This window comes from Mycobacterium sp. PDNC021 (assembly GCF_048282635.1).
Taxonomy (GTDB): Bacteria; Actinomycetota; Actinomycetes; order Mycobacteriales; family Mycobacteriaceae; genus Mycobacterium; species Mycobacterium llatzerense.
The window spans coordinates 579,730-605,670 of sequence record NZ_CP182502.1 but is presented as its reverse complement, the minus strand read 5'-3'; the positions used below and the strand labels follow the sequence as shown (position 1 = coordinate 605,670).

Annotated in this window: 24 protein-coding genes; 19 read left to right on the top strand and 5 right to left on the bottom strand. The window is 66.9% G+C overall.

Annotated elements, in window-relative coordinates; all coding sequences use genetic code 11:
* Window positions 1-31 precede the first annotated feature (31 nt).
* Window positions 32-628: a DUF3592 domain-containing protein gene (locus ACNO8X_RS02750; protein ID WP_418004057.1), complete on the bottom strand. Its 597-nt coding sequence runs from the start codon at window positions 626-628 to the stop codon at window positions 32-34.
* Window positions 629-758: 130 nt separating this feature from the next.
* Window positions 759-1,928 carry a S1C family serine protease gene (locus ACNO8X_RS02745; protein WP_418005749.1) on the bottom strand — a complete coding sequence of 390 codons (1,170 nt, stop codon included), beginning with the start codon at window positions 1,926-1,928 and terminating at the stop codon, window positions 759-761.
* 394 nt (window positions 1,929-2,322) lie between these two features.
* Here ACNO8X_RS02745 and ACNO8X_RS02740 point away from each other — a divergent pair, with 394 nt between their 5' ends.
* The 6 genes from ACNO8X_RS02740 to ACNO8X_RS02715 all read left to right on the top strand — a co-directional run bounded on the left by ACNO8X_RS02740 (window position 2,323) and on the right by ACNO8X_RS02715 (window position 8,228).
* On the top strand, window positions 2,323-2,760 hold the full coding sequence (locus ACNO8X_RS02740) for a hypothetical protein (protein WP_418004056.1): 438 nt from the start codon (window positions 2,323-2,325) through the stop codon (window positions 2,758-2,760).
* A 146-nt stretch (window positions 2,761-2,906) separates the two neighbouring features.
* Window positions 2,907-4,535: a metallophosphoesterase gene (locus tag ACNO8X_RS02735; RefSeq protein WP_418005748.1), complete on the top strand. Its 1,629-nt coding sequence runs from the start codon at window positions 2,907-2,909 to the stop codon at window positions 4,533-4,535.
* Window positions 4,536-4,588: 53 nt separating this feature from the next.
* Window positions 4,589-6,280 carry a protein kinase domain-containing protein gene (locus ACNO8X_RS02730; protein WP_418004055.1) on the top strand — a complete coding sequence of 564 codons (1,692 nt, stop codon included), beginning with the start codon at window positions 4,589-4,591 and terminating at the stop codon, window positions 6,278-6,280.
* A gap of 55 nt (window positions 6,281-6,335) precedes the next feature.
* Window positions 6,336-6,962, top strand: coding sequence for a helix-turn-helix domain-containing protein (locus tag ACNO8X_RS02725; protein ID WP_418004054.1), 627 nt, complete (start codon window positions 6,336-6,338; stop codon window positions 6,960-6,962).
* Window positions 6,959-7,615, top strand: a complete 657-nt coding sequence (locus ACNO8X_RS02720; protein ID WP_418004053.1) for an enoyl-CoA hydratase-related protein — start codon at window positions 6,959-6,961, stop codon at window positions 7,613-7,615. Before ACNO8X_RS02725 ends, ACNO8X_RS02720 begins: the two co-directional genes overlap by 4 nt.
* Window positions 7,616-7,721: 106 nt before the next feature.
* Window positions 7,722-8,228 carry a pyridoxamine 5'-phosphate oxidase family protein gene (locus ACNO8X_RS02715; RefSeq protein WP_043391371.1) on the top strand — a complete coding sequence of 169 codons (507 nt, stop codon included), beginning with the start codon at window positions 7,722-7,724 and terminating at the stop codon, window positions 8,226-8,228.
* 49 nt (window positions 8,229-8,277) lie between these two features.
* Here the strand turns inward: ACNO8X_RS02715 and ACNO8X_RS02710 are convergent, their stop codons facing one another.
* Window positions 8,278-8,580: a GNAT family N-acetyltransferase gene (locus ACNO8X_RS02710; RefSeq protein WP_260934620.1), complete on the bottom strand. Its 303-nt coding sequence runs from the start codon at window positions 8,578-8,580 to the stop codon at window positions 8,278-8,280.
* A gap of 78 nt (window positions 8,581-8,658) precedes the next feature.
* Entirely contained in the window at window positions 8,659-8,955 is a 297-nt protein-coding gene (locus ACNO8X_RS02705; RefSeq protein ID WP_043391368.1) for a WhiB family transcriptional regulator, read from the bottom strand.
* A 351-nt stretch (window positions 8,956-9,306) separates the two neighbouring features.
* Between ACNO8X_RS02705 and ACNO8X_RS02700 the strand changes: the two genes are divergently transcribed.
* Window positions 9,307-10,077, top strand: coding sequence for a transcriptional regulator (locus tag ACNO8X_RS02700; protein WP_418004052.1), 771 nt, complete (start codon window positions 9,307-9,309; stop codon window positions 10,075-10,077).
* A 9-nt stretch (window positions 10,078-10,086) separates the two neighbouring features.
* On the opposite strand, the gene ACNO8X_RS02695 is transcribed toward ACNO8X_RS02700, so the two are convergent.
* Window positions 10,087-11,271 (bottom strand): MinD/ParA family ATP-binding protein, encoded by a 1,185-nt coding sequence (locus ACNO8X_RS02695; protein WP_418004051.1) that lies wholly within the window; start codon window positions 11,269-11,271, stop codon window positions 10,087-10,089.
* A 509-nt stretch (window positions 11,272-11,780) separates the two neighbouring features.
* Between ACNO8X_RS02695 and ACNO8X_RS02690 the strand changes: the two genes are divergently transcribed.
* From ACNO8X_RS02690 to eccD, 12 genes are all read left to right on the top strand, one after another.
* Window positions 11,781-12,641, top strand: coding sequence for an ESX secretion-associated protein EspG (locus ACNO8X_RS02690; protein WP_418004050.1), 861 nt, complete (start codon window positions 11,781-11,783; stop codon window positions 12,639-12,641).
* Window positions 12,642-12,643: 2 nt separating this feature from the next.
* Window positions 12,644-13,159 (top strand): YbaB/EbfC family DNA-binding protein, encoded by a 516-nt coding sequence (locus tag ACNO8X_RS02685; RefSeq protein ID WP_418004049.1) that lies wholly within the window; start codon window positions 12,644-12,646, stop codon window positions 13,157-13,159.
* Window positions 13,152-14,873, top strand: a complete 1,722-nt coding sequence (eccA, locus tag ACNO8X_RS02680; protein WP_418004048.1) for a type VII secretion AAA-ATPase EccA — start codon at window positions 13,152-13,154, stop codon at window positions 14,871-14,873. The genes ACNO8X_RS02685 and eccA overlap by 8 nt, the downstream gene beginning before the upstream one ends.
* A gap of 3 nt (window positions 14,874-14,876) precedes the next feature.
* A complete protein-coding gene (eccB, locus tag ACNO8X_RS02675; RefSeq protein ID WP_418004047.1) occupies window positions 14,877-16,352 on the top strand; it encodes a type VII secretion protein EccB in 1,476 nt (491 codons plus the stop codon).
* The gene (gene eccCa, locus ACNO8X_RS02670) at window positions 16,349-18,583 is read left to right on the top strand and encodes a type VII secretion protein EccCa (protein ID WP_418004046.1); all 2,235 of its coding nucleotides are present in this window, start codon (window positions 16,349-16,351) and stop codon (window positions 18,581-18,583) included. Before eccB ends, eccCa begins: the two co-directional genes overlap by 4 nt.
* A complete protein-coding gene (gene eccCb, locus ACNO8X_RS02665; RefSeq protein ID WP_418004045.1) occupies window positions 18,580-20,325 on the top strand; it encodes a type VII secretion protein EccCb in 1,746 nt (581 codons plus the stop codon). The genes eccCa and eccCb overlap by 4 nt, the downstream gene beginning before the upstream one ends.
* Window positions 20,326-20,495: 170 nt before the next feature.
* On the top strand, window positions 20,496-20,792 hold the full coding sequence (locus ACNO8X_RS02660) for a PE domain-containing protein (RefSeq protein ID WP_418004044.1): 297 nt from the start codon (window positions 20,496-20,498) through the stop codon (window positions 20,790-20,792).
* A gap of 69 nt (window positions 20,793-20,861) precedes the next feature.
* On the top strand, window positions 20,862-22,166 hold the full coding sequence (locus ACNO8X_RS02655; protein WP_418005747.1) for a PPE family protein: 1,305 nt from the start codon (window positions 20,862-20,864) through the stop codon (window positions 22,164-22,166).
* Window positions 22,167-22,272: 106 nt separating this feature from the next.
* The gene (locus ACNO8X_RS02650; protein WP_418004043.1) at window positions 22,273-22,566 is read left to right on the top strand and encodes a WXG100 family type VII secretion target; all 294 of its coding nucleotides are present in this window, start codon (window positions 22,273-22,275) and stop codon (window positions 22,564-22,566) included.
* Window positions 22,567-22,614: 48 nt separating this feature from the next.
* Window positions 22,615-22,899 (top strand): WXG100 family type VII secretion target, encoded by a 285-nt coding sequence (locus ACNO8X_RS02645; protein WP_418004042.1) that lies wholly within the window; start codon window positions 22,615-22,617, stop codon window positions 22,897-22,899.
* Between the two features lie 100 nt (window positions 22,900-22,999).
* Window positions 23,000-24,394, top strand: a complete 1,395-nt coding sequence (locus ACNO8X_RS02640; RefSeq protein ID WP_418004041.1) for a MinD/ParA family ATP-binding protein — start codon at window positions 23,000-23,002, stop codon at window positions 24,392-24,394.
* Window positions 24,391-25,935, top strand: a complete 1,545-nt coding sequence (eccD, locus tag ACNO8X_RS02635; RefSeq protein ID WP_418004040.1) for a type VII secretion integral membrane protein EccD — start codon at window positions 24,391-24,393, stop codon at window positions 25,933-25,935. The genes ACNO8X_RS02640 and eccD overlap by 4 nt, the downstream gene beginning before the upstream one ends.
* Window positions 25,936-25,941 lie beyond the last annotated feature (6 nt).

Below are 25,941 nucleotides of genomic sequence, written 5' to 3'. Positions count from 1 at the left end.
ACCTGGCAATCTGCTGGACCGCCCGGTCAAATCAGAGGATTTCCGGCCCCCGTTTACGCCCGGCCCGGCTCGCGATCCCGAATCCAGCGCCCACCAGGAGAAACGGGGCGCTGATGATGGCGAGCAGGGTCGGCAGGAACCACACCTGCCAATAGGTGTTGATGGTCGCGTCGTGTGGGTCATCGGGGTGGTAGCGGACGTCGACGTGCTCGCCGACCGTGGCCGGTGGTGGATTGCTACTGATCGAGCTGAGGAAGCGGATGTGGCTGCCTGTGGATGTGGCGAATTCGACGCGTGCCCGGTAGCGCGGGCTGCTGCCGCCGCCGCTGGGCACCAACTCGACGACCGTCCCGTCCGCGTGGCGGTCGGACGAATTCGATTGGGCCACAAACCCCGCGCAGACGCCGGCCGCGATGGCCAATGACAGTCCGACCGACAGGAATGCCTTCGCCAGGACCGGTGCCGGGGATTTCTTGGGCACGTCGGCGGTGGTGCCGAGTTCTGTTGCGATGGTCGTGGTGCCGGAGGACGCCTTCCGGGCGCGTTGTTTGCGCAGCAGCGCAACGAGAATCGCGATGTCCACGAGCACGATGACGGCGATCAGCACCACGATGTATTCGACGCGCATGGCCCCTCCGGAAAATGTCGACACGGAGAGGGTAGGACGGCAGACGCCTGTGAGGGTTGTGTACGCGTATCTCGGGTTCCGCGTACACAACCCTCACAGGGATGCGGGGACAGGGACGGGCTAGGCCGGCCTAAGCATCCGTCTGCCCCAAGGTCACCTGCACGGAGCGTTCGGCTCCGGACGGGTCGGCGTAGGTCACGGTGACGTTGTCGCCGGGCGCCTTGGACCGGATCGCCGCGACGAGCGCCTCGGGACCGTCGATCGGCTGGTTGTCGACCTTGGTGATCACCGCGCCCTTGTCCAGGCCCGCGGCGGCGGCGGGGCTGTCGGCGACGACACCGGCCACTGCCGCGCCCTGGGCGCTGGTGTTGGCGGCCAGCTTCACACCCAGCGAGGCGTGCTGCACGGTGCCGGTCGAAATGAGTTGGTCGGCAATGCGTTTGGCCTGATCGACCGGGATGGCGAAGCCGAGGCCGATCGAACCGGGCTGTGCACCACCGGAATCCGGGCCGCCACCCAGCGAGGCGATCGCCGAGTTCACGCCGATGAGGTTGCCGTTCATGTCGACCAGCGCACCACCGGAGTTGCCGGGGTTGATCGCGGCGTCGGTCTGGATGGCACTCATCACCGACTGCTGTCCGGTCTGCTCGTCACCGGTGCTCACCGGACGGTTCAGCGAGCTGATGATGCCGGTGGTCACGGTGCCCTGCAGGCCCAGCGGGGAGCCGACGGCCACCACGTTCTGCCCGACGCGCAGGTCCTTCGATGAGCCGATGCTGATCGGGGTCAGGTCGGACACGCCCTGGGCCTTGACCACCGCGATGTCGTCGGCGGGATCGGCGCCCACCACGGTGAAGGGCACCGTGCGGCCGTCGGACAGGGTGACGGTGGCCTTGGTGGGTCCGCCGGCGGTCATGCCGCGGGGCAGCCGGCCATCCGGGCTCAGCCCGCTCGGCAGTGAATCCTGTTGCGCGGCAGCCTGGTTCGCCTCGGCGACCACGTGGTTGTTGGTCAGGATCAGCCCGTCCGCGGTGAGGACGATGCCCGAGCCCTCGCCGCCCTGCTGGCCGGTCTGGACCTGCAGTTTCACGACGCTGGGCAGCACCTTGGCGGACACCGCTTCGACGGAGCCGGCCGGGGCCGCCGGCGCGTGCGCGGCAGCGGTTGGCAGCGAGCGGTTCTGAATTCCGGTGGCGAGCGGAACCTGCGCGGCCGGCACCACGCTGCCGAAGTGATCGACCGCGGCCATGGTGCCGGCGGCACCGGCCGCGATGGCAACCGCGGCGACGCCGAAGGCCAGCAGTCCGGAGCGGGAACGCTTAGCTGGCGCCGGCGGAACGGGCGCGGCGGGGTACTGGTGCGGTGCCCCGTACGGAGTCCGCAGTGGCTGGGTGTGATCGTCGGAAGCGTAGGGGCGCCGGTAGCGGTCATTGCTCCACTGGACCAGTTTCTCCTGCTCAGTGGCGTACTGCCGCGACCAGAGATGCTGGTTGTCCGGCGTCGGGGGTTCTGACGGGTGTCTCATTGGCGTTGACTACTTTCTCGAAACGTCGGTAAGACATGCGTGTTCACGCTTGATGTCTCCACCGTGCCGTCGCCAACTGAGGCGTTGCTGAGAAAGAGTTCGGGACAGCCCAAGACTTTTCAGATCACAAAAAGTGTCATTCCTGGCCGGGGCTCGGTACCGTCTCCGCATGTTCCGACGCGGCGTCGTGGTGCTCCTGACCATGTGGTTGTCGATCCCGGTCGGCACCGCGCAGGCGTGGGCGGAACCGGGCGTCGACCCCGGCTCACCGGCCGGCGAGGCCATCGTGGCGCCTGCCGTCGCGGCGGTGGCGACCGAACTCGGCAAGCCCGCAACTCTTGCGGTCCAGGTCATCAATAGCTCTGAGCCGTGGGCATTCGTGTACGGCGGCATCCGCGCGGCCGACGGTCAGCCGTTCGACTTCCGCGGCACACCCCTCGCCGAAGGCGCCGCCGAAGGGTTTGTGTCCCGGACCTACGCGGCCCTGTTGAACCACCGAGGCGACCGGTGGACGGTGACGGAACAGGCCGTCGGCCCGACGGACGTCGCGTGGCAGGACTGGCCGCAGCGGTACGGCGCCCCGGCGTCGTTGATCGCGATTCCGTGAATCCCGGCTGAACTTCGGACCTTGATTCCGGTGTTGGGCTCGCGTGACGGTCCGTGCTGGGCCACCATCGACGGGTGCGTCCGACCCGACTGACCGCCGCCGGTGAAATTCCGGACACGGGCCTCCCCGACGACTTGTCGGCGACCATGACCATCGCCGAACAGCACGACTGGCACCAGCAGTACCTGCGCCGGCACCGCGTATCGCGGCGGAACTTCCTGCGCGGGTCGGCCGCAGCCGCCGCGGTGGCGGCCCTGGGCCTGGCACCGTTCGGGCGCCGTGCCTACGCGCAGGACGCGCCGCTGAGCGTGGCCAACCGCCGGGTCGGCTTCGGCGGTGACGCCACCAACCAGCTGAGGCTGTCCGCGCAGCTGTCGCGAAATCCCGGCAGTACCAAAGTGTTCGTCGACCACGGACCCACCGATCAACTGGGCGCGACCTTCGAGGCCGAGGTACGCAACCTCGTCACCCAGATTCCGACCAACGACCGCGGCGTGCTGGCGGCCGAGCAGTTCTACGCTCATGTTCCGGTTGACGGCTTGCCCGGCGGCACCGCGCACTTCTACCGGTGGCGCACCGAAGACGGCTTCGTCAGCGACGTGCGGTCTGCCAGGACGGCGATGCCCAGCGTGCGAAAGACGTTGGCACCGTTCCGGTTCACCATGATGGGCGACCAGGGCACCGATGATGTGCCCCGTCAGCCTGTGGGGCTCAGGCCGGGTGACTACGACGATCGCTACTACAAGCCGGACAACGAGCCCGACGCCCCGCACACCGCGAACGTGTTCAACCAGATCGTCGCGTCCAAACCCGAATTCCATCTGCTGGCTGGGGATATCGCCTACGCCGACCCGTCCGGCGGCGGCAAGCCGCTGTCGTTCGTCGCCTCCGGCAAGCCCGCGCACGGCTTCGACAAGTACAACCCGTTCGTGTGGGACGTCTACCTGGGGTCCATCGAGGCCAGCGCGGCGAGCACACCGTGGATGTTCGCGACGGGCAATCACGACATGGAGGCCTCGTATCCGAGCCACGGATACGGCGGCCACCTGGCGCGCATGGACTTTCCGGACAACGGCCCGGCGGCCTGCCCCTCGGTCTATTCATTCAGCTACGGCAACGTCGCGGTGCTGTCGCTGGACGCCAACGACGTCAGCTTCGAAATTCGTTCCAACACAGGCTATTCCGACGGCACGCAGAATTCCTGGGTCGAGCGGACCCTCGCGGCCTACCGGGCCGACCCCAACATCGACTTCATCGTCTGCTTCTTCCACCACTGTGCCTACTCGACCACCGACTCCCACGCCAGCGACGGCGGTGTCCGGGCGGCCTGGTGCGAGCTGTTCGACCGCTACCAGGTCGATCTCGTGCTGCAGGGACACAACCACGTCTACGAACGCACCGACCCGATCCGCGCCGACCGCCCCACCAAGGTCGCCGGTGACAACTCCACCGTGGACGCGGAAACCGACGGCACCGTCTACTACACCGTGGGCTGCGCCGGCCGGCCGCGATATGGCTTCCAGCCGGGCGAGCCCGAGAGCTACCGCGGCCACGAGTCTCCCGACACCTTCGTCCCCAACAGCTATGTCTGGACGTCCGACGGTGAGAAGAAGGCCGAGGCCGTCGGCTGGTCGAGGGTGCGCTTCCGCAACTACGCCTTCATCCGCGTCGACGTCAGGCCCGGGCAGCTGCTCAGCGAAATGGACGTGACCGCGGTAGACGAACACGGCCGGGAATTCGACAAGGTCACCTATCGTCGCAGGGTGCGCGCATAACCGCGGATCACCCACCTCTGGCAGCTGACGCGGCTGCCTCTTATGGTTAGCCGGTGGATGGGACACCGTTCGGCCGCTACCGGCTGATTGAGCTGCTCGGCCGCGGCGGCATGGGTGAGGTCTGGAAGGCCTACGACACCACCATGAAGCGGGTCGTCGCGATGAAGGTGCTGCCCCCGACCTTCGCGGACGACGAGCAGTACCAGGTGCGTTTCCGGCGGGAGGCCCACGCGGCGGCCGGGCTGGACGAGCCGCACATCGTGCCGATCCACGATTTCGGTGAGATCGACGACCGGCTGTATGTGACGATGCGGCTGATCGACGGCAAGACCGTCCAGGAGCTGCTGGCCAACGGCCCACTGACGCCCGACCGTGCGGTCTCCATCGTCGAGCAGATCGCCGCCGCGCTCGGTGCGGCGCACGGTGTCGGCCTCGTGCACCGCGACGTCAAACCCGCCAACATCCTCGTCACGCCAGACGATTTTGCCTACCTCATCGACTTCGGTATCGCCCGCGCCGCCGGCGAGACCAAGCTGACCCACACCGGCGCCACCATCGGCACGGTCGCGTACATGGCGCCCGAGCGTTTCACCAGTGATCGTGCCGATGCCCGCTCCGACATCTACGCGCTGACCTGTGTGCTGCACGAATGTCTGACCGGCGCCCCGCCGTTTCCCGGCGACAGCATGGAGCGGCAGATCACCAGCCACCTCTACTCGGATCCGCCGCGGCCGTCGACCATGCGGCCCGGCATTTCGGCGTACATGGATCAGGTCATCGCCACCGGCATGGCCAAAGATCCCGAACTGCGTTATGCCACAACCAAAGACCTGGCTGCCGCCGCCCGTGCCGCGTTGGCCGGACCGGCGCAACCCGCTCCGTTCGGTCAGCCCGCGCAGCAGACACCCCCGCCGGCGTGGGCCGCCCCGTCGGTCCCCTACCCCACGACCGGCCCCGAGTCCTACCCGGCGCATGCGCACACGCAATACGCGAGCCCGGCCCCCAGCCCGGGGCCCGGATCAGCGCAGTGGTCACCGCCCCAGCTGGCGAATGCCCAACCGGCACAGTCGTGGTGGCGCAACTCGGCGGTCGTGATCGTCGCCGCGTTGGTCACGGTGGTCGTCCTCGGAGGTGCCGGCATCGCCTACGTGATGTGGCCCGAGAGCGGTTCGAGTGATCAGCCGGCGGCCACGAATGATCCCAGCGCGCAACTGTTTCCGTCGATGCCCACCGGCCCCGGCGGCACCGTTGGGTACCCGACCGGCGGCATGTCCACACCCGCCTCCACGGCGGCATCGACGCCGTCGGGACCGAGCCAGCTGCAGACCGCCGACGGCCTGACCAATCTGATCGGGACCATCAAGGCGAAGTTCGGGGACGCCATGGGATTCAAGCTCGTGGTCTACCCCGACTACGCGATCATGGATCGCGTCTCTCCCACCAACAAGCACGTCGACCAGAGCTTCATGTACCGCGGCGGCAGCTGGAACAAATGGGGCTCGGACACCAGCACCAGTTCGTTCGACGTGCTGGCGGATCTCGGCGCGATCAATGCGCAGGCGGTGGCGGCCACGATGGCCGGCGCGCCGCAGCAGATGGGCGCGGAGCCGGGATCGCAGATGTACCTCATCATCGAGGGTGAAGAGGGCGGCGGCCTGGGCCTGGCGATTCACTCGACCTCGCCGGGGACCGGATACATATCGGCCAACGCCGACGGGACCATCAAGCAGATCTACCCGCCGTAACGGGGCACGCTCCCACCGCGTAGTAACGGAGCGATCGCTCTGTTATGGTGTGCCGGTGCCCCGGCCTCGTGTCTACGACCTCGATGCGGTGCTCGACGCTGCCGAGTCGCTGGCTGTCGAGGCCGGACCGGCCGGCGTCACCACTCGCGCCGTGGCGACTGCGGCCGGGATCTCCAACGGCGCGATCTATCACAACTTCGGCTCGCGGACCGAGCTCGTCGCCCGGACGTGGCTGCGTGCGGCACGCCGATTCCTCGATGTGCAAACGGAATTGGTCGATGCGGCGCTGGCCGACGCGGCTGCCGACCCGGTGGACGCCGTCGTCGCGGCCGCGCAGGCCCCCGCGGTGTTCTACGAACGCCGGCGGCAGTCGGCTCGACTGGTGTGGCGGGTGCAGCGCGACCAACTGCTCGGCCCCGACCTGCCGGCGTTGCTGGCGGCCGAACTCAAAGACCTCGACCGTCAGCTGATCGACCTGATGGTGCGGCTGTCGTCGCACCTGTGGGACCGGCGTGACGGTGCGGCGGTCGATGCCATCACGGTGTGCATCGTGGATCTGCCGACGGCAATCATCTTGTCCCGCAATAGAATCAGCAACAGCTGGGCGCGGGATCGGCTGTCCGCAGCCGTCCGCGCGGTCCTTGCCGACGAACCCACCCCAACCAGGAGGAAACAACCATGACCATTACCGTCAGCTACCAGGACAAGATCGCCATCCTCGATCTCGGCGATGACGAGAACCGGTTCTCGCTGGGCTTCCTCGACGACATCAACGGCGCCATCGACGATCTCGTCGACAATGGCGCCCAGGGTCTGGTCACCACCGGTGCCGGGAAGTTCTACTCCAACGGGCTGGATCTCGACTGGCTGATGGCGCACGGCGACCAGATGCAGTCGTACGTCGGGCGGGTGCATGCGCTGTTCGCGCGGGTGCTGACCCTGCCGATCCCGACGGCCGCAGCGGTCAACGGGCACGCCTTCGGCGCCGGCGCCATGCTGGCGATGGCCCACGACTACCGGACCATGCGCTCTGACCGCGGGTTCTTCTGTTTCCCCGAGGTCGACATCCGGATTCCGTTCACGCCCGGGATGGCCGCCCTGATCCAGGCCAAACTGACCCCGCAGGCGGCGATCGCCTCGATGACCACCGGCCGGCGCTTCGGTGGTGACGACGCCGCCAAGTACGGAATCGTGGAGGCCGCCGCGGCCGAGGACGCGGTGGTGTCTGCCGCGGTGGAGCTGGTGATTCCGGTGGCGGGCAAGGATTCTCAGACCATGGCCGCCATCAAGGCGACGATGTTCGGCCCGGCGATCGCGGCGCTGCGGGCCGAGTAAGAGCCGGCAGCTGGGGCAGCTGGGCAGCTCGCTGCCGGGTCCGATGGGCGGCTCGCTGCCGGGTCCGATGGGCAGCTCGCTGCCGTGGCCTGATAGGCATAGGAGCGTGGGACAGAACGAGCGCAAGAAGATCGTCATGACCGACGACGAGATCGTCGAATTCATCGATCGCAGCCGGACCGCGACCATGGCCACCGTCCTGGCCGACGGCCGGCCGCACCTGGTGGCCATGTGGTACGCCGTGCTCGACGGCGAAATCTGGTTCGAGACCAAGGCCAAGTCGCAGAAGGCGCTCAACCTGCGCCGGGACTCGACCATCACCGTGATGATCGAGGACGGTGACACCTACGGCACCCTCCGCGGCGTCTCGATCGACGGCACCGCCGAGATCCTCGACGACGTCGACACCTGTCTGCGCGTGGGCATCAGCGTGTGGGAGCGCTACACCGGCCCCTACACCGATGAGATGCGCCCGTTCGTCGACCAGATGATGAACAACCGCGTCGCGGTCCGCGTCGTGCCCAGCCGGATGCGCAGCTGGGATCACCGCAAGCTCGGCATGCCCGACATGCCGGTCAGCGGTTCGACCGCGCAGTACCTGGGCCAGCAGTGATCTCGGCGCGCCCCGTATCACTCTCCGATACGGAGCGCGCCCAAACCACTCAGGCCGGGTCGACCAGCGGCGCGTACTCGGGATGCTTGGCGATGTATCCGCTGACCATCGAGCATTCCGGGACGATGCGTAACCCTGCGGCTCGCGTGGCGTCCAATGCCTCGGCGACGAGGATCGTCGCCAGCCCGCGGCCACCGTATTCGGGCTGAACTTCGGTGTGCGGGAAGATGCGTCGGCCGCCCTGGTCGAGGTAATCGATCAGCCCGACAGTCTTGCCGTCGACGGCGATGGTGAATCGTCCGGCTTCGGCGGTGACGGTGGTGGGTGCTCCGGTGTTGTCGGTAACGCTCATCCCGTCACGGTAACCCTCGTGCGTAGAACCGATGCCCGCGCTGCCGCCCCCTCAAACGGCAGCGTGGGCATCGGGGTACTACGCGACTTCGAGGAAGATTCGGCGCTGACGGCGGACCGGGTAGCCATTGGCTTCGGCCAGGGACCGCAGCTGCTTGAGCGCGAACGTCCGGCCGCGACCCTCGTCGGCGGGAATGACGATGCCGGCCCAGAGCCCTTCGGCGCGGGGCAGTTCGACGGCGTCACGCGCGCAGGCCCAGCGGCGGGGGCACTGCCGGCAGAGGCTCTTGGCTTCTTCGCTGGCGATCGTCGTCCACTGCTCCGGGCTCCGGGTGCACTCACCGAGCGGCAGGCCGTCCATGGCAATTGCGGTCATCGGGGTACTCCTTAGCTGTTGCGCTGCGACTGTTCCGTCGCGGTTGAGAAGAATCTATAGCACCAGACTGCAGTAACGCAACAGTTAAACCGTAGCGTTGCATATAACTGCAGGTCAGAGGTCTGCCAGGGCGCCGATTGTGTTCGGTTGAGCAGGAATAACATTGGTGAAAGTCGTCGTTTGGACTGGGTGTACGGTCTAACTGAAGCGCTTGTGGGCCTACCGATACGGTTCAGTGACTGTCAACGCAATAGTTATGCGGGACGGAACGGGCTAAGCTGTATCGGACCGCTGACAGCGCTCCGGATTTCTTGTTGAGCGCGGGCCGCAATGAGATGGAGGTGACCTCGGGTGCCGAACATCGATCCCGATGACGTCACCGAGTACATCGCCCTGCCCGCCGTCGATCCCGGGATGGAGCGCGCCGGTGCGGCCGCCGCAGCTCGGCGCCGCGAGCTCGACATCAGCCAGCGCAGCCTGGCGGCCGACGGCATCATCAACGCCGGTGCGCTGATCTCCTTCGAAAAAGGCCGGAGCTGGCCCCGTGAGAGAACGCGCCTGCGCCTCGAAGAGGTATTGCGCTGGGCGCCGGGAACCATCGCACGGATCCGCAGTGGCGAGCCGGTCCCGGCGCAGGCGCAGTTCGCGGCGGCACCACAAGCCGCGCCTGCCCCACCGTTGACCAACGTGGGTGAGGTTCCGCTGATCGCCCAGGCAGTCGTCGCCGCGGTGAACACCTTGGGTGCCACAGCCGACGCCCTGCCGGCCATCGAGGATTCCGAATTCACGCCGTGGGTGACGCAGATTCTGTCCGACCTGCGGCAGCTCGAAGCCGTCGCCGCGAGCGCCGCCCGGCTCGGGCCGGTATCGCCGCCGCTGATCAAAGCACTGGGACTGGTGCGCGCCCGGATCGACGAACTGACACTGCTCGGCGCCAAAGCGCCGACCGCGACTCTTGGGCAGCGGCTGTACGCCGCGCGGCGCGGTGCCAATCTGACCATCCAGGAGACGGCCCTGGCCGCCGGCGTGCCCGAGGCCGTCGTCGTCGGTGCCGAAGCCGAAGCGACCGTGTCGGAGCAGGACAAGCAGTTGGTCGAAAAGCTGCTCCTGCAGCTGGTCTAGCTGTAGGTATCAGGAACGCTCGCGGTGCCGGTCGTCACTGGTCGGGAAGTTCGCCGCGAGTGCGGCCGCGATCTCGATGAACTTACGCCGCGTCGCCGGCGACAGCTGCCGGGTACCGGCGATGACGCCGCCCGGCCGCAGGTGCCCGTCGAACGGGACCTCGACGACAGCCTGACCCTGCCCGGCGAACTGCTGGGCCAGCACCGAGCGCGTGCGCTTGTCGGCATGGCCGTCGGAATCGTTGAGCACCACCACCGTTCGCTGCAACAGACCGTTGAGGCCGTGTGCCGCCAGCCAATCCAGCGTCTGCCCGGCCGCGCCGGCCCCGTCGACCCAGGGTGATGAGACGACGATGAGCGCGTCCAGATCGCGGAGCACCTCCTGGGTGACGGGGCTGTCCATCGTCGAGCTGCAGTCGATGATCGAAATGGTGAAGTGCCGATCCAGCCGGGAGGCCGCCTCCCGGTACACCGCGGGGTCCAGCACCCGCCGGCGGGCCGGGCTCGCCTCACCGGCCAGCACGAACAGTCCGGCGGCATTGCTGCCTACGCGGTTACGGATATCGGCGAAACTCTCGAGATGCTGGTCGGATGCCAACTCCCAGTACGAACTCAGGGCTTTGGGATCGACGCGGCTGCCGAGCTTGCCGAATGCGGTGTCGGCGTCGACGGCCACGACCCGGTCCTCCTGCCGGAGCTCGGCGAACAGCGAGCCGATCGAGGCGGACATCGTCGTCTTGCCGACGCCGCCCTTGCCCATGACGCCGACCTTGTAGTGACCCGACAACGCCGACCGAATCCGGTTGATCTGCTGGGCCTCGTGGATCTCATCGGGTGACGGCCCGAGGTTGACCAGCCCGAACGTCGCTTTGAACAGCGTCTTGCGCCAGCCACGACCGGGCTCGGGCTTGCGGGCCCGGAGCAGGTCGTCCCGGCGGATGGCGTCGGCGTACGACCCCGGTGCCGTGAACTGACCCTGCGGGCCGTACGGCCACGGCTGCTGTGGCGGGCGACCGGGCTGGATGGGGCCGGGCTGCGGCGGGTAACCGGTCCTGCGCTGCAGCGGTTCGGTGTGCTGCATGCCGGTATTGCCGCCAGCCGGATTCACGCGTGGCCAGGCCGGCGGCGTGTTCACCGGATGTCCGGCAAAAGCGCTTTCCGGGGGGTTGTGCTGCGGTTCGAAGTGGTCAGTCACCGAATACGCGCTTTCTCTCCTCGGTTCGCTCGACGCAGGTGCCAAGACGCAGATGCCCTCCCAGTATCGACCACGTCAGTGGCGATAGCGGGATGGCCGGGCCCAAGACCGTTGCCTGCCGTCCAGCCGACGGTTCGATAGGGGTTCGCGGAGTGCTGTCGAATTACTTGTCCACCAATACCTTTCGGCGCACGACGGTGGCGGTCGACCAGGCCGTGGCGGTGTCGAATTGGTGCGGACCTGTGGTCAGACCCGCTGGTAGGCTCGATGCGGGTTGTGGGGAAGCGCTGTGGGGGTGGTGTGGGGCCGCCTGTGCAGGTCAGATGCCGTGACTCGCGTAGGAGTTTGGCCATCGGCCTGCCGCCTGTGAGGTGGCGTACCAAGATGGTCACGGAGGACAGCGATGCCCGGCGCTTGGCGTCGGGAACAGGGGGTGGAGCCGAGATGCAGCGGGTGGACACAGGTACCGGGCGTGATGCCAGGTCGTTGACGCTGTCGGGGCAGTGGACGTGACCGGCCCGTACTCCGCGGCCAGCAGCGCCTCGGGCGGCATCGACGACGTCGTGGCCGTCGAGGTCACCATCGACGGCATGCTCGTCATCGCCGACCAGCTCGGTCTGATGGATTTCCCGCCGAGCCTGGGCATCCGGCCGAACATCCCGCAACTGGACCTGCGGAACATCGTCTGGGAACAGGTGCGGCGGGATCTGACGTCGCAGGGCGTCCTCGACATCTACGGGAACCCGCATCCGGAAGTGGCCGCGATGGTCGACACCCTCAGCCGCGCCGACCGCACCATCGAGGGTCGTTGGTGGCGCCGCGACGTCGGCGGGAAGATGCTGCGGTTCGTGGTCTGTCGCAAGGGCGAACGGCATGTGGTCGCGGCCCGTGACGGCGAGATGCTGGTCCTGCAGCGGGTTGCCGGGCAGGTGGGACTGGCCGGCATGGTCAACGCCGTGCTCGGCTCGGCCAACCCGGCCAACGTCGAGCCACTGACCGCATCGAGCAGCCGTCTCACCGAGTCCCGCACTCCCGACCAGCTCACCCAGTTCGGCATCAGCCTGAGCTCGGCGCGGACCTACTCCGAACTCATCGGCAACCCCGACTCGTGGGTCGAACTCACCGCCAACGAGCGGCACGAGGGCGGCACCTTCAGCCAGGCCGATGTGGCCGCCGGTGTCCTGGACTCCCGGCTGGGCCGCATCGTGTCCCTGCCGCGGAAGGTCAGTGGGGAGCTCTACGGCAGCTTCCTCGCCGGCACCGACGAGAACCTGGAACGCGCACTCCAGGGACTGATGGAGTTCCTGCCGTCGCGCTCGTGGTTCGACAAGCCCTCCGCGGGTGCCTCCGGCGACGATTACCAGGACTGACGTTGGCGGCCCACCATCCAGACGACGGGTTTGATGACGAACCGTCGGGCGATGATCCGGACGACGGTTCGGACGACGATCTCGGCGGCGCACTCGACTACCTGTACGCCGATGACGACGCGGTCACCCCGGGCGCGGTGGCTGCCGAGGACGGTGAGCCGTCCGTCGACGATCAGCCGGTCCCGTTCGGCTACACCGTCGCGAACCCGCCGCAGACGGTGACCGTCACGGCTCTCATGGACGGCCGGATCCACCGGGTCCGGCTCGCTCCCGGCGTCACCGACATGACGGAAGTCGAACTGGCGCAGGAAGTTCTCTTGATCGCCGACCTGGCCCGCCAGGACGGGCGATCGGCGCAGTACGACGTCATGTACTCGGGGCTTCGGGAACTGGGCCACGACCGCGCCGAGGCCAAGGATTTCCTGTCCCGCAGTCTCGACCTGCCGTCGCCCGAAGAGGCCGCCGCGACCCGCGCCCACATCTTTGCCACCAGATATTCAGGGGAAACACATGAGTGACCAACTCGCCGCCATGTTCAACAACGCCGTGGGCATGCTGGACACCGCCCCGGCGCGCTCGATGCAACTGTTCACCGAGATCACCTCGGTCGACGAGACCGCGTGCGACGCCTGGATCGGACGGATCCGGTGCGGCGACGCAGACCGGACCACGCTCTTCCGCGCGTGGTACTCGCGCGGCAACCTCGGCATGCTCGCCGGGCAGGCCGAGGTGTCGCTGGCGCAGGTCAACGCGCGGGTGCGGATCGGTGGCGAGCTCGGTGACATCACGTATCCCGTGAATTCGCCGCTGGCCCTCACGCTGGCATTCGCGGTCAACGAGGCTGCCGAGGGCAACTACGCCGACGCGCTCGAGGCCGTCGAGGGTGCCGCGGTCGGCGGTTCCGAGCATCTGGTGGCGTGGGTCAAGGCCGTCATCTACACCGGTGGCCAGCGCTGGACCGACGTCATGGAGGTACTCCGGGGGTCGGAGAGCTGGCCGGACGCCTTCCTGGCCGGCGCGGCCGGAGTGGCCCGCGGCGTCGCGGCGGCCAACCTCGGACTCTTCACCGAGGCCAAGGACAAGCTGACCGAGGCCAACGAGTCGCCGGCGGGGACGGCGTGCGGCCGGCCGATCGCCTGGTACCTGGCCATGACCTTCCGGGATCAGGGCAACGAGGAGGGCGCCCGGCGCCTGCTGGAGTGGTTGCAGGCCAACTTTCCGGAGCCGAAAGTCACTGAGGCGCTTCGTGATCCGAACTTCCGGCTGCAGACCACCACGACGGAGAAGATCGCCGCCCGCTCCGACAAGTGGGATCCGAACAGCGTGGTGGCCGACACCTCGGCGCGGGACCGCATGCTCGTCGAGGCGCAGGCCGAGTTGGAGCGGCAGATCGGGCTGGCCAAGGTCAAGGAGCAGATCGAGACCTACCGCGCCGCAACGCAAATGGCGAAGATCCGGGCCGCGCGTGGCATGAAGGTCGCGCAGCAGTCCAAGCACATGATCTTCACCGGGCCGCCGGGAACCGGCAAGACCACCATTGCCCGGGTGGTCGCGAACATCCTGGCCGGCCTCGGCGTCATCTCCGAGCCCAAGCTGGTCGAGACGTCCCGCAAGGACTTCGTCGGTGAGTACCTCGGTCACACGGCGGTGAAGACGTCGAAGGTCATCGACCGGGCCCTGGGCGGCGTGCTGTTCATCGACGAGGCCTACACACTGATCCAGGACGGGCTGCAGGGCGGCGACGCCTTCGGTTCGGAAGCCATCGACACCCTGCTGGCCCGCATGGAGAACGACCGCGACCGCCTGGTCGTCATCATCGCGGGATACAGCTCGGACATCGACCGGCTGCTGGAGGCCAACGACGGTCTGCGGTCCCGGTTCGCCACCCGCATCGAGTTCGAGTCCTACTCCCCCGACGAGATCGTCGAGATCGCGAAAGTCATTGCCAAGAACAATGATTCGTCGATCAATGACGAGGCGGCCAAGCACGTGCTGGAGGCCGCGACCACGCTGGGCCAGCATGAGCTCAATGGCAAGCCGGCCATCGACATCGCCGGTAACGGCCGGTACGCGCGCCAGCTGGTGGAGGCCGGCGAGCAGGCCCGCGACATGCGCCTCGCCCGGTCCATGGACATCGAGAGCCTGGGTGTCGACGCACTCAGCGAGATCACCGGTGACGACATGGCATCCGCGATCAGCGGCGTGCACCGGCGCCTGAACATCGGCGAATAACCGATGGCAGATTTCCGGCTCACCACCAAGGTTCAGGTCAGCGGCTGGCGCTTTCTGCTCCGTCGTGTCGAGCACGCCATCGTGCGGCGCGACACCCGCATGTTCGACGACCCGCTGCAGTTCTACAGCCGCTCGGTGTCGGCCGGCATCGTCGTCGCGGTGCTCATCTGTCTCGGCGCCGCGATGATGGCCTACTTCAAACCGCAGGGTAAGCGGGGCGAGGACACCCTGCTGGTCGACCGCAGCACCAACCAGCTGTACGTCGTCATGCCCGGGACACAGCAGATCCGCCCCGTCTACAACCTCACCTCGGCCCGGCTGGTTCTCGGCCACACCGGTGAACCACAGGTCGTCAAACCTGCCGAACTCGCCAAGATGTCGAAGGGCCAACCGATCGGTATCCCCGGGGCGCCCTACGCGACAGCGGTGAACGGCACGCCGGGCACCTGGTCGGTGTGTGACACCGTCACCAAGCCCGAGAGCGTTACCCCGACCGTCGAGACCTCGGTGCTCGTCGAACCCGTCGTCGTTGGCGGCGGCGTCGGGCCCATCCGCCCGGACCAGGGGGTGCTGGTCAAGTACCAGGACAAGACCTGGCTGATCACCAAGGACGGGCGGCATTCGATCGACCTGGCCGATCGAGCCCTGACTTCCGCCGTGGGCATTCCGGTCGGGTCGAAATCGGCGCCCATCTCGTCCGGCCTGTTCAACGCGCTGCCGAACGTCGGCCCCTGGGCTCTTGCCCCCATTCCGGCCGCCGGCGCGCCCAACACCGTCGGCCTGCCGCCGAATCTGGTGAATGGCACGGTGTTCCAGACCGTCACCGACAACAGCAAGCAGCAGTACGTGGTGCTGCCGGACGGCGTCGCGAAGGTCAACGACACCACCGCGGCCGCGCTGCGGGCGACCAACTCCTATGGTCTGATCTCGCCGCCATCGGTGGAATCCAGCGTGGTGGCCAAGATCGCTGAGCAGACCTACACCTCGCCGCTGCCGGCCAAGCCCATGACCATGCTGCTGCCGCAGGATGATCCGACCGTGTGCTGGACGTGGCAGCGCGAAGCCGGCGACCAGGGCGCCAAGACCACGGTGATCGTCGGCCGGCACCTGCCGATCCCGGTGAGCTCGATGGGCAACGGCATCAAGCAGATCAGTGGCGACGCCACCGTCTACATCGACGGCGGCCAGTACATCCGGCTGCAGTCGCCCGACCCGAGGTACGGCGAGGCCCAGTACTACGTCGACGCGCAGGGCGTCCGGTACGGCATCGCAAATGACGACACCGCCAAGGCCCTCGGTCTCACCGGCGCCTCCACGGCGCCGTGGCAGGTGGTCGGTCTGCTGATGGAAGGCCCGGTGCTGTCGAAGGAGGCGGCGCTGCTCGAACACGACACACTGCCGTCGGATCCGAAGCCGCGCAAGGTCGCTGGCGGAAATGATTCGGCACCCACGACGGTGCGTCCGGGAGGTGCGTCATGACGACCAAGAAGTTCACCCCGTCGATGAAGCGGGGTCCGCGCCTGACTCCGGGCGAGATCAACGTGACCCCGCCTGACGACCTGGGCATCGAGATCCCGGCGTCCGGCATGCAGAAGGCGATGCCGTACGTCATGGGCGGCGGCATGCTCGGGATGATCGCGATCATGATCTTCACCGGCGTCCGCCAGCTGTCGCCGTACATGCTGATGATGCCGCTGATGATGATCATGGGCACCGTCGGCTACATGTCCAGCGGTGGTGGCGGCGGCAAGAAGGTGCCGGAGATCAACGAGGACCGCAAGGAGTACCTGCGGTACCTGGCCGGCCTGCGGACGCGCGTGACGTCGTCGGCGGACGCCCAGGTGACGTTCTTCAGTTATCACGCGCCGCACCCCGCTGATCTGCTGTCGATCGTCGGTACGCAGCGGCAATGGTCGCGCAGCGTCAGCGGCAACAATGCCGACTTCTTCATGGGCGCCCGGATCGGCATCGGCGCGCAGGCGGCGGTGGACCGGTTGCTCAAGCCGAACATCGGGTCGGATCTGGCAGGCCCGATGGCCGCACCGCAGGCCCACCTGGAACCGGTCAGCCACATGTGGGTGACCAAGTTCCTGCGCACTCACGGTCTGGTGCACGACTGCCCGAAGCTGGTGATCCTCAAGAGCTATCCGACCATCGCCATCGGCGGCGATCCGGAAGGGGCGCGGGGGTTGCTCGCCGCCATGATCTGCCACCTCGCGGTCTTCCATCCGCCGGACGTGCTCCAGATCCGCGTCCTGATGGAGGATCTCAACGACCCCGACTGGGCCTGGCTCAAGTGGTTGCCGCACGTGCAGAGCCAGACCGAGTTCGACGACGCCGGGCCCAAGCGCCTGGTGTTCACCAAGCCCGACGGGCTGGCCGACCTGACCGCGCGCGGTCCGCACAGTGCCGACGCACCCCCCTCGGGACCTTATGTGCTGGTCGTCGACCTGACCGGCGGCAAGGCCGGGTTCCCGGTCGACGGGCGTGCGGGCGTCACCGTCATCACCAAGGGCAACCACAAGTCCGGGTACCGCATCAAGGTCAATCCCGACGGCTCGTGCGAGGACCGGGCGGCGAACCAGCCATGGCGCGAGGTGACCACCGTGACCGACTCGGTAACCCCGTCTTCTGCGGGCCGGCTGGCGCGCAAGCTCGCGGGGTGGTCGATCACGGGCACGATCATCGACAAGGGCACCCGCGTCCAGAAGAAGGTGTCGAGCGAATGGCACCACCTGGTGGGCGCGCGCACGGTCGAGGAGGTCACGCCTCGGCGGTGGCGGATGTACTCGGACCTCGATCAGGACCGGTTGCGCATTCCGTTCGGCCACCAGCTCAAGAACGGCGAGATCATGCATCTCGACATCAAGGAAGGCGCTGAGTTCGGTGCCGGCCCGCACGGCATGCTGATCGGTACGACGGGTTCCGGTAAATCGGAATTCCTTCGCACCCTGATCCTTTCGTTGGTGGCCACGCACCACCCGGATCAGATCAACCTGCTGCTGACCGACTTCAAGGGCGGTTCGACGTTCCTCGGCATGGAGAACCTGCCGCACACGGCGGCGGTCGTCACGAACATGGAAGAGGAAGCCGAACTCGTCAGCCGGATGGGTGAGGTGCTCACCGGTGAATTGGACCGTCGGCAGGGCATCCTCCGGCAGGCCGGCATGCAGGTCGGCGCGGCCGGTGCGCTGTCGGGCGTCGCCGAATACGAGAAGTATCGCGAACGTGGAGCTGATCTGCCGCCGCTGCCAACGCTTTTCGTGGTCGTCGACGAGTTCGCGGAGTTGCTGCAGAACCACCCGGACTTCATCGCGCTGTTCGACCGCATCTGTCGCGTGGGCCGGTCGCTGCGCGTGCATCTGCTGCTGGCGACGCAGTCGCTGAACACCGGCGGTGCCCGCATCGACAAGCTGGAGCCGAACCTGACGTACCGAATCGCCTTGCGTACCACCAGTTCCGCCGAGTCCAAGGCGGTGATCGGCACGCCCGAGGCGCAGTACATCACCAACAAGGAGAGTGGCGTCGGCTTCCTCCGGGTGGGTATGGAGGATCCGGTCAAGTTCAAGAGCATCTACACCGGTGGCACCTACGTGCCGACGGTCGCGGAGATCGACGACGACGACGCGCCAAGAGTGGTGGCGCAGAACACCTTCCGCATTCGCCCGTTCACCGCGGCGCCGATGTCTGATTCGGGGGTTGGGCGATGACGAACACCGAACAGCGCGCCCTGCGCGAGGTGGTGCTGAACCAGCTGACCACCGCCGAGAGCCGGGCGTACAAGATGTGGCTGCCGCCGCTGCTGGATCCGGTGCCGGTCAATGAACTGGTGGAGCGCGACCAGCGGTCCCCGCTGCGGTTCGGCCTCGGCATCATGGACGAACCGCGCCGCCACAAGCAGGAGGTGTGGGGCATCGACACGTCGGCCGCCGGTGGAAACATCGCGGTCGGTGGTGCGCCGCAGACCGGTAAGTCGGTGTTCTTGCAGACGCTGATCCTGTCCGCGGCCGCGACCCATTCCCCGCGAGATGTGCAGTTCTACTGCGTCGACCTCGGCGGTGGCGGCCTCATGTACCTCGAGGACCTGCCGCACGTCGGCGGTGTCGCCACCCGCTCCGAACCGGATCGGGTGATGCGCGTCATCGCGGAGATGAAAGCCGTTCTGCGGCAACGTGAATTGACGTTCAAAGAGCACCGCATCGGTTCGATCGCCAGCTATCGGCAGTTGCGTGACGACCCGAATCATCCTGCGTCGCAAGACCCGTTCGGTGACGTCTACCTCGTGATCGACGGCTGGCCGGCGTTCGTCGGTGAGTTCCCGGATCTGGAGCCGGTGGTGCAGGACCTCGCCGGCCAGGGGCTGGCGTTCGGTGTGCACGTCATTATTTCGACGCCGCGCTGGACCGAATTGAAATCCCGCGTCCGCGACTACCTGGGCACCAAGGTCGAGTTCCGCCTCGGTGACGTCAACGAGACGCAGATCGACCGCATCACCCGGGAGATTCCGTCGAACCGGCCCGGTCGGGCGGTGTCGATGGAAAAGCACCACCTGATGATCGGCGTGCCCCGGATGGACGGGGTGCACAGCGCGGACGACATCGTCCCGGCCATCACCGCAGCGGTCGATCACGTCGCTGCGCTACACACCGACATGGCACCCCGTGTTCGCGTGCTGCCCGAGCGGATCTATCTGCACGAACTCGATCCCAGCCCGCCCGGGCCGGAGAACGATTACCGGACCCGCTGGACGGTGCCAGTCGGCGTGCGCGAGTCCGACCTCTCGGTGGCGTACAACCACATGTACAACACGCCGCATCAGCTCATCTTCGGTGCGCCGAAGTCTGGCAAGACCACCATTGCGCACGCGGTGGCGGAGGCGATCTGCAAGCGCAACAGCCCAGATCAGGTGCGGTTCATGCTGGCGGACTTCCGCTCGGGCCTGCTCGACGCGGTGCCGCAGACGCATCTGCTTGCCGCGGGTGCGATCAACCGCAACATCGCCGCCCTGGAGGAGTCGATCAAGGCGCTGGCAGTCAACCTGAAGAAGCGGCTGCCGCCGCCGGATTTGACGACGTCGCAGCTGCGGTCGCGGTCCTGGTGGACTGGTCCGGACGTGGTGCTGCTGGTCGACGACTGGCACATGATCGTCGCGGCCAGCGCTTTGGGATCACCGATGGCTCCGCTGGCTCCGCTGTTGCCGGCCGCCGCGGATATCGGTCTGCACATCATCGTGACGTGTCAGATGAGCCAGGCGCATCGTTCCACGATGGATAAGTTCGTCGGTACCGCATACGGCGCGGGAACGCCGACGATGTTCCTGTCGGGTGAGAAAGCCGAGTTCCCGTCGAGCGAGTTCAAACTCCGCCGCAGGCCTCCTGGCCAGGCACTTTTGGCATCGCCGGACGGCAAGGAGGTCATCCAGGCGGCCTATGTTGATCCTCCCGCGGAATAAGTGTAGGTGACCCCCCAAAACCATCGGTAGTATCTGTTTCAGACGTTCAGCAACGCTAAACGCCCGCTGATCGGCAAAGGGGAACGGGGGTTCCGTGGGGATCTTTATTTCGTTTTCTGTGCCGTTCGCACAATTCCATACCGCGATCTTGAATTGGTAAGGAGAGAAGAATGCAGCCTTTGGAACACAATCCCGGTGCGGTAGGTGTCGGCACGCAGGTGGTGGCCAATGGTGCCCGGGGCCTAGCCACGGGCACCGCAACGTTGACGGAAGCCGGGGCGCTGGTTCCGGCCGGCGTCGACGAGGTGTCGATGCAGGCAGCCATGGCTTTCGCCGTTGAAAGCGCGGAGACCATGGCGCTCCATTCCTTCGCCCAGGAAGAACTGGCCCGCGGTGGTGCGGCGTACGTGGAAGCTGCGGCGATCTACGAAGCGGCCGACACAGCCAACGCCGCGACCTTGATCTAGACGCTGCCAAGCCGAATCTTCCGAGTCCGAGGACAGCGAACTATGGTTGCCCTACCCGCCATGCCGGCGATGTTCTACGGAGCATTCCCCCCGGAGGTGAACACCGGGCGGTTGATGGCCGGCGCAGGTGCTTCTCCGATGATCCAGGCGGCGGCCGGATGGGAAGCCCTGGCGATCGCGTTGGAGGCACAGGCGGCGGAACTTTCCGCCAGCCTCTCCGCGTTGAGCGCGAACTGGTCGGGGATGGCGAGTGAGCGGGCGGTGTCGGCGACCATGCCGATGGTGACGTGGTTGCACACCACTGCCATGCAGGCGCAGAAACGTGCCATGCAGGCTCTGGCGCAGGCAGACTCGTACGCGCTGGCCCTCACGACTACACCGCAGATACCGGAGATCGAAGAGAACCACGTCACGCATGCGGTACTGGAAGGGACCAACTTCCTCGGTATCAACACGGTCCCTATCGGCTTCAATGAGGCGGATTACCTACGGATGTGGGCCCTGGCGGGTGCCGTCATGGAGGCGTATCAGGCGGAGACCAGCATGAATACGCTGTTCGAGCCGATCCTGCCAGCACAGCCGATCGTCATGCCGGGTGTGGCAGCGAGCGGCGCGGCCGCGGCGCTGGCGCAGACCGCTGCTCGAGCGCCGGAAGCGATGGTGCGCGACATGATCTTGGCGCAGGTGACCGGCCAATCTGCGCTAGAAGATGCCGCGCTGATGATGGGTGGCGGTGCGTCGCAGCTCAGCTTTGCCGCTGGACGGGCTGAAGAACAGGCGCAGAAGTCAGAAGGCGCCGTGCAACAGGCCACCGGACAGCAGGACAAGGCGCAGCAGGGCACTCAGATGATGATGCAGGTGGCCTCGCAAGTCGGCTCGCAAGTGGCCCAATTGCCGCAGCAGCTGGGCCAGTTGATCACCCAGCCAGTGCAACAGCTGAGCCAGCCGATGCAGCAGTTCACGCAGATGTTCACCCAACTCGGCAGCAGCTTCGGTCAGAACAATGGGCCGCAGATCGGCCTCATGGGCGCGAGCCCATTCTCCAACCATCCGCTCGCTGGTGGGTCGGGGGCAACATCGGGTGCCGGCCTGGTCCGGGCGGCGTCGCTGCCGGGGATGGGCGGTTCGGTACCGCGAACGCCGCTGATGGCCTCGCTGGTCGGCAGCCTCGAAGGCGCCTCGACCGCTTCGCTGGAGGCGGGCGCGGCAGCCGGCGCGCCGGGCGCCGGCAAGGCGCCGGTGAGCAGTGCCGCTGGCGCCGGGGCCGGCATGGGACCCGGCCGAAAGGGCGAGAAGGGCGGGGGGACGAGGGAGGCCCTCAAAGCCCCCGGGGTTCTGGTCCAGGACCTCGACGACGATGACGACGATTGGTGAGTTGTCGTGTAACACAAAAGCTTTCCGGCCCCGGGGGGTCGGCAAGGACTCGCCATTCCCGTGGTGAGGACACAGGAAAAGAAAAGGTGATCCAAACATGACAAGCATGAATACAGATGCTGCGGTCCTCGCCTCGGAGGCCGCAAACTTCAACCGCATCCACGGTGAGCTCACGACCCACAAGACTGGCGTCGATTCGACTGCGCACGAACTCCAAGCCTCGATGGTGGGCGAAGCCGGTTCCGCGACCACCGTGGCGCTGGCCCGTTTCGATGAGGCCATGCAGCAGCAGCTGAAGGAGCTGGAAGACATCTCCAGCAACATCCAGTCCGCCGGTACGCAATACACCGCGGCTGATGGGGACGCGGCATCGAGCCTCGCCAGCCAGATGCGTATCTGACCCGGCCCAATCCAACACATCTAACTCACAGAGAATACGGAGAAAGAAATGGCACAAGTTTGGCGCTTTGCGGAAAACCACACGCATGTGGGCACCATCATGGCTCACAAGGGCGCCATCGACGGCCTGCTCGACGAGGGCAAGGCCTCGCTGGCGAAGCTGGCGTCCGTTTGGGGCGGCTCCGGTTCGGAGGCGTATCAGGCGGTGCAGCAGCGGTGGGACAACACGGCATTGGAGCTGAACAACGCGTTGGCCAGCCTGGCGCATGCAGTCGGTGAGTCCAACACCGACATGGCCGGTGTTGAGGGCAACGTCACGGGCTCGTTCGGCTAAGGCAGACGGCGGCACCGGAGGTGGGCAGGTTGGCGTAGGGTCGACTCTGCCCACCTCATGTGCGTTCCCGGAGTAATCCACACACAATCGAGAGGTACTCATGTCCGCCGACTATGACCGGCTTTTCAACAACTCGCCGGGCCAGGCCGACAACGAGGAAGCCACGCGAACCGTCGACCATGCGACCCTTGCTGCCGCCGCGCAGATGTCGGCTTCCGCGGCCGCTGCCTCGGCTGCAGGGGCCGATAAGCCGTCGGGTCCGCCCGTTGCCGGACAACCACAGCAGCCGCCTGGCATGGTTCCGCCGCCGCGGCCGTCCGAGGTGACGACTCAAATGCCGCCGACGCCACCGCAATTCATGCAGAACGGCCTGATGCGCTCGCCGCAGGGCGCGCCCATGGCAGGCGCCCAGTATGAGCAGCCGCAGCACGCCCCGATGATGATGCCGCCGCCACCGCGGCATATGCAGCCGCCGCCACAGCATTACGGCATGGATCCACAGGCCGACATGCAGTGGACCGAGCAGCACATGCCCGACCAGACGTCAGCCGCCACCATCGGCGACCACCGTGCCATCGATGCGCTGTCGCACGTCGGCGTGCGCGCCGGGGTGAAGATGCCGTCACAGCGCGGCTGGCGGCACATGCTCTACCTGCTGACCCGCATCAACCTGGGCCTATCGCCCGACGAGTTGTACGAGTTGGACCTTTACACGCGAATTCGTCGCAATGCCCGTGACTCGTACCAGATCGGTGTGCTGGGGCTGAAGGGCGGCGTCGGCAAGACGGCCGTGACCGTCACCCTCGGCTCCGTCATGTCGAAGGTCCGCGGCGACCGAATTCTGGCTGTCGACGCCGATCCGGACGGTGGCAATCTGGCCGACCGTGCCGGCCGGCAGTCGGCCGCAACCATCTCGGATCTGTTGTCCGACAAGGAACTTGCGCGCTACAACGATATCCGCGCCTACACCAGCATGAACGCCTCCAATCTCGAGGTGTTGTCGTCGGCCGAGTACAGCGTCGCGCGCCGTGACTTCAACGAAGACGACTGGGCCGCTGCGGTCAAGATCGTCTCGCAGTACTACAACCTGGTGCTCGCCGACTGCGGCGCTGGCTTATTCCACCAGGCTTCGCGCGCCGTGCTGTCGACCGTGTCCGGGTTGGTGATCGTGGCCAGCGCCTCGATCGACGGTGCCCGCCAGGCCGCGGTGACCATGGACTGGTTGCGGCAGAACGGATATCAGGATCTGCTGGGCCGGGCGTGTGTGGTCATCAATCACGTGACACCCGGCAAGACCAACATCGACGTTGACGATCTTGTGCAGCAGTTCGAGCGGCATGTGCCTGCGGGCCGCGTCGTCGTGCTGCCTTGGGACAAGCACATCGCCGCCGGTTCGGACATCCAGTTCGATCTGCTGGGCAAGACATATCAGCGCCGGATCACTGAGCTCGCCGCGGCCCTGTCCGACGACTTCGACAGGCTCGAGCGCCGGTGACCGCATCGGCCGGCCCCGCCACCGTCGCGCCTGCCGCGGCAGCTGACAATCCGACACGGCAGTCGACCACCCGGGTCACCATCCTGACCGGTCGACGTATGACCGACCTGGTGCTTCCGGCGTCGACGCCGATCGAGACCTACATCGACGAAACGGTCAACGTCCTCGCCGATCTGCTCGACGACACCCCGGCCGACGTGCTGGCCGGATTCGACTTCAAGGCGCAGGGCCTGTGGGCGTTCGCACGCCCGGGTTCGCCGCCGCTGAAGTCCACCGAGTCGCTCGACGAAGCCGGAGTGGTCGACGGTGCCCTGCTGACCTTGGTGTCGGTGAGCCGGACCGAGCGGTACCGACCGCTGGTCGAGGACGTCATCGACGCCATGGCGGTTCTTGAGGAGTCCCCCGAGTTCGACGGCAACGCGCTGAAACGTCTTGTCGGACTGGCTATCCCGATTGCCACGTTCGCCACCGCCGCAGCGTCGTTGTGGTCGTGGTCGCAGTCGGGACACGGATGGTGGTGGCCGGCCGCTCTTGGGCTGCTGGGTGCGCTGGTGTTGGCCGGCAGCTTCATCGCCAAGGGGCGCTACGACAACGTCGACCTGTCCGAAAGTCTTCTGGTGGCCTCGTTGCCGCTGCTGGGTGGCGCGGCGGCTCTGGCCGTGCCGCTGCCCCGCGGCATCAACGACATGGGCGCGCCACAACTTGCGGGTGCGGCGTCAGTGATCCTGATCGTCGTATTGGCAACCCGCGGCGGGCCACGGAAGCGCGCGGCGGTGGCGTCCTTCCTATCGGTCATGGCGGCCGCGGTGACCGGTGCCGCCATCGCGTACGGGTACGGCGGAGCCTCGTGGGTTCCCGCGGGGGCCATCGCTCTCGGCCTCATCGTGATCACGAACGCCGCGAAGCTGACGGTGGCGGTGGCGCGGATCGCGCTCCCGCCCATCCCCGCCCCGGGTGAGGTGATCGCGAACGAGGAACTGCTGGATCCTGTTGCCGCGCACAGTGACGTCATCGACGAGGAATCGGCGACATGGCGCGCGATCATCGATTCGGTGCCCGATTCCGCGGCGCGGCTGACCGAACGCAGCACGCTGGCGCGGCAGCTGTTGATCGGATTCCTGAGCGCGGGTGTGACGGTGCTGACCTACGGTGCCATCGCGGTCGTCGTGCAGGGGCACTTCTTCGTGCACTCGTTGATCGTCGCGGGATTGGTCACGGTCATCTGCGGATTCCGGTCGCGGCTGTACGCCGAACGGTGGTGTGGCTGGGCGCTGTTGGCGGCGACCGTGGCCATTCCCACCGGCGTGATGATCAAGTTGGTGTCGTGGGACCCGGACGGCTCCTGGCTCGTGATTCTGTTGTACGTCGCCCTCGCGGTGGTGGCGCTGATCATGGTCGGCGCGACGGACGGTGTCGGGCGGGTGTCGCCGGTGACGAAGCGAATCCTGGAGCTGACCGATGGGGCGGCGATCGCTGCGGTGATTCCGTTGTTGCTGTGGATCGCGGGGGTCTACGACAACATCCGGAACATCCGGTTCTGAGGCCGG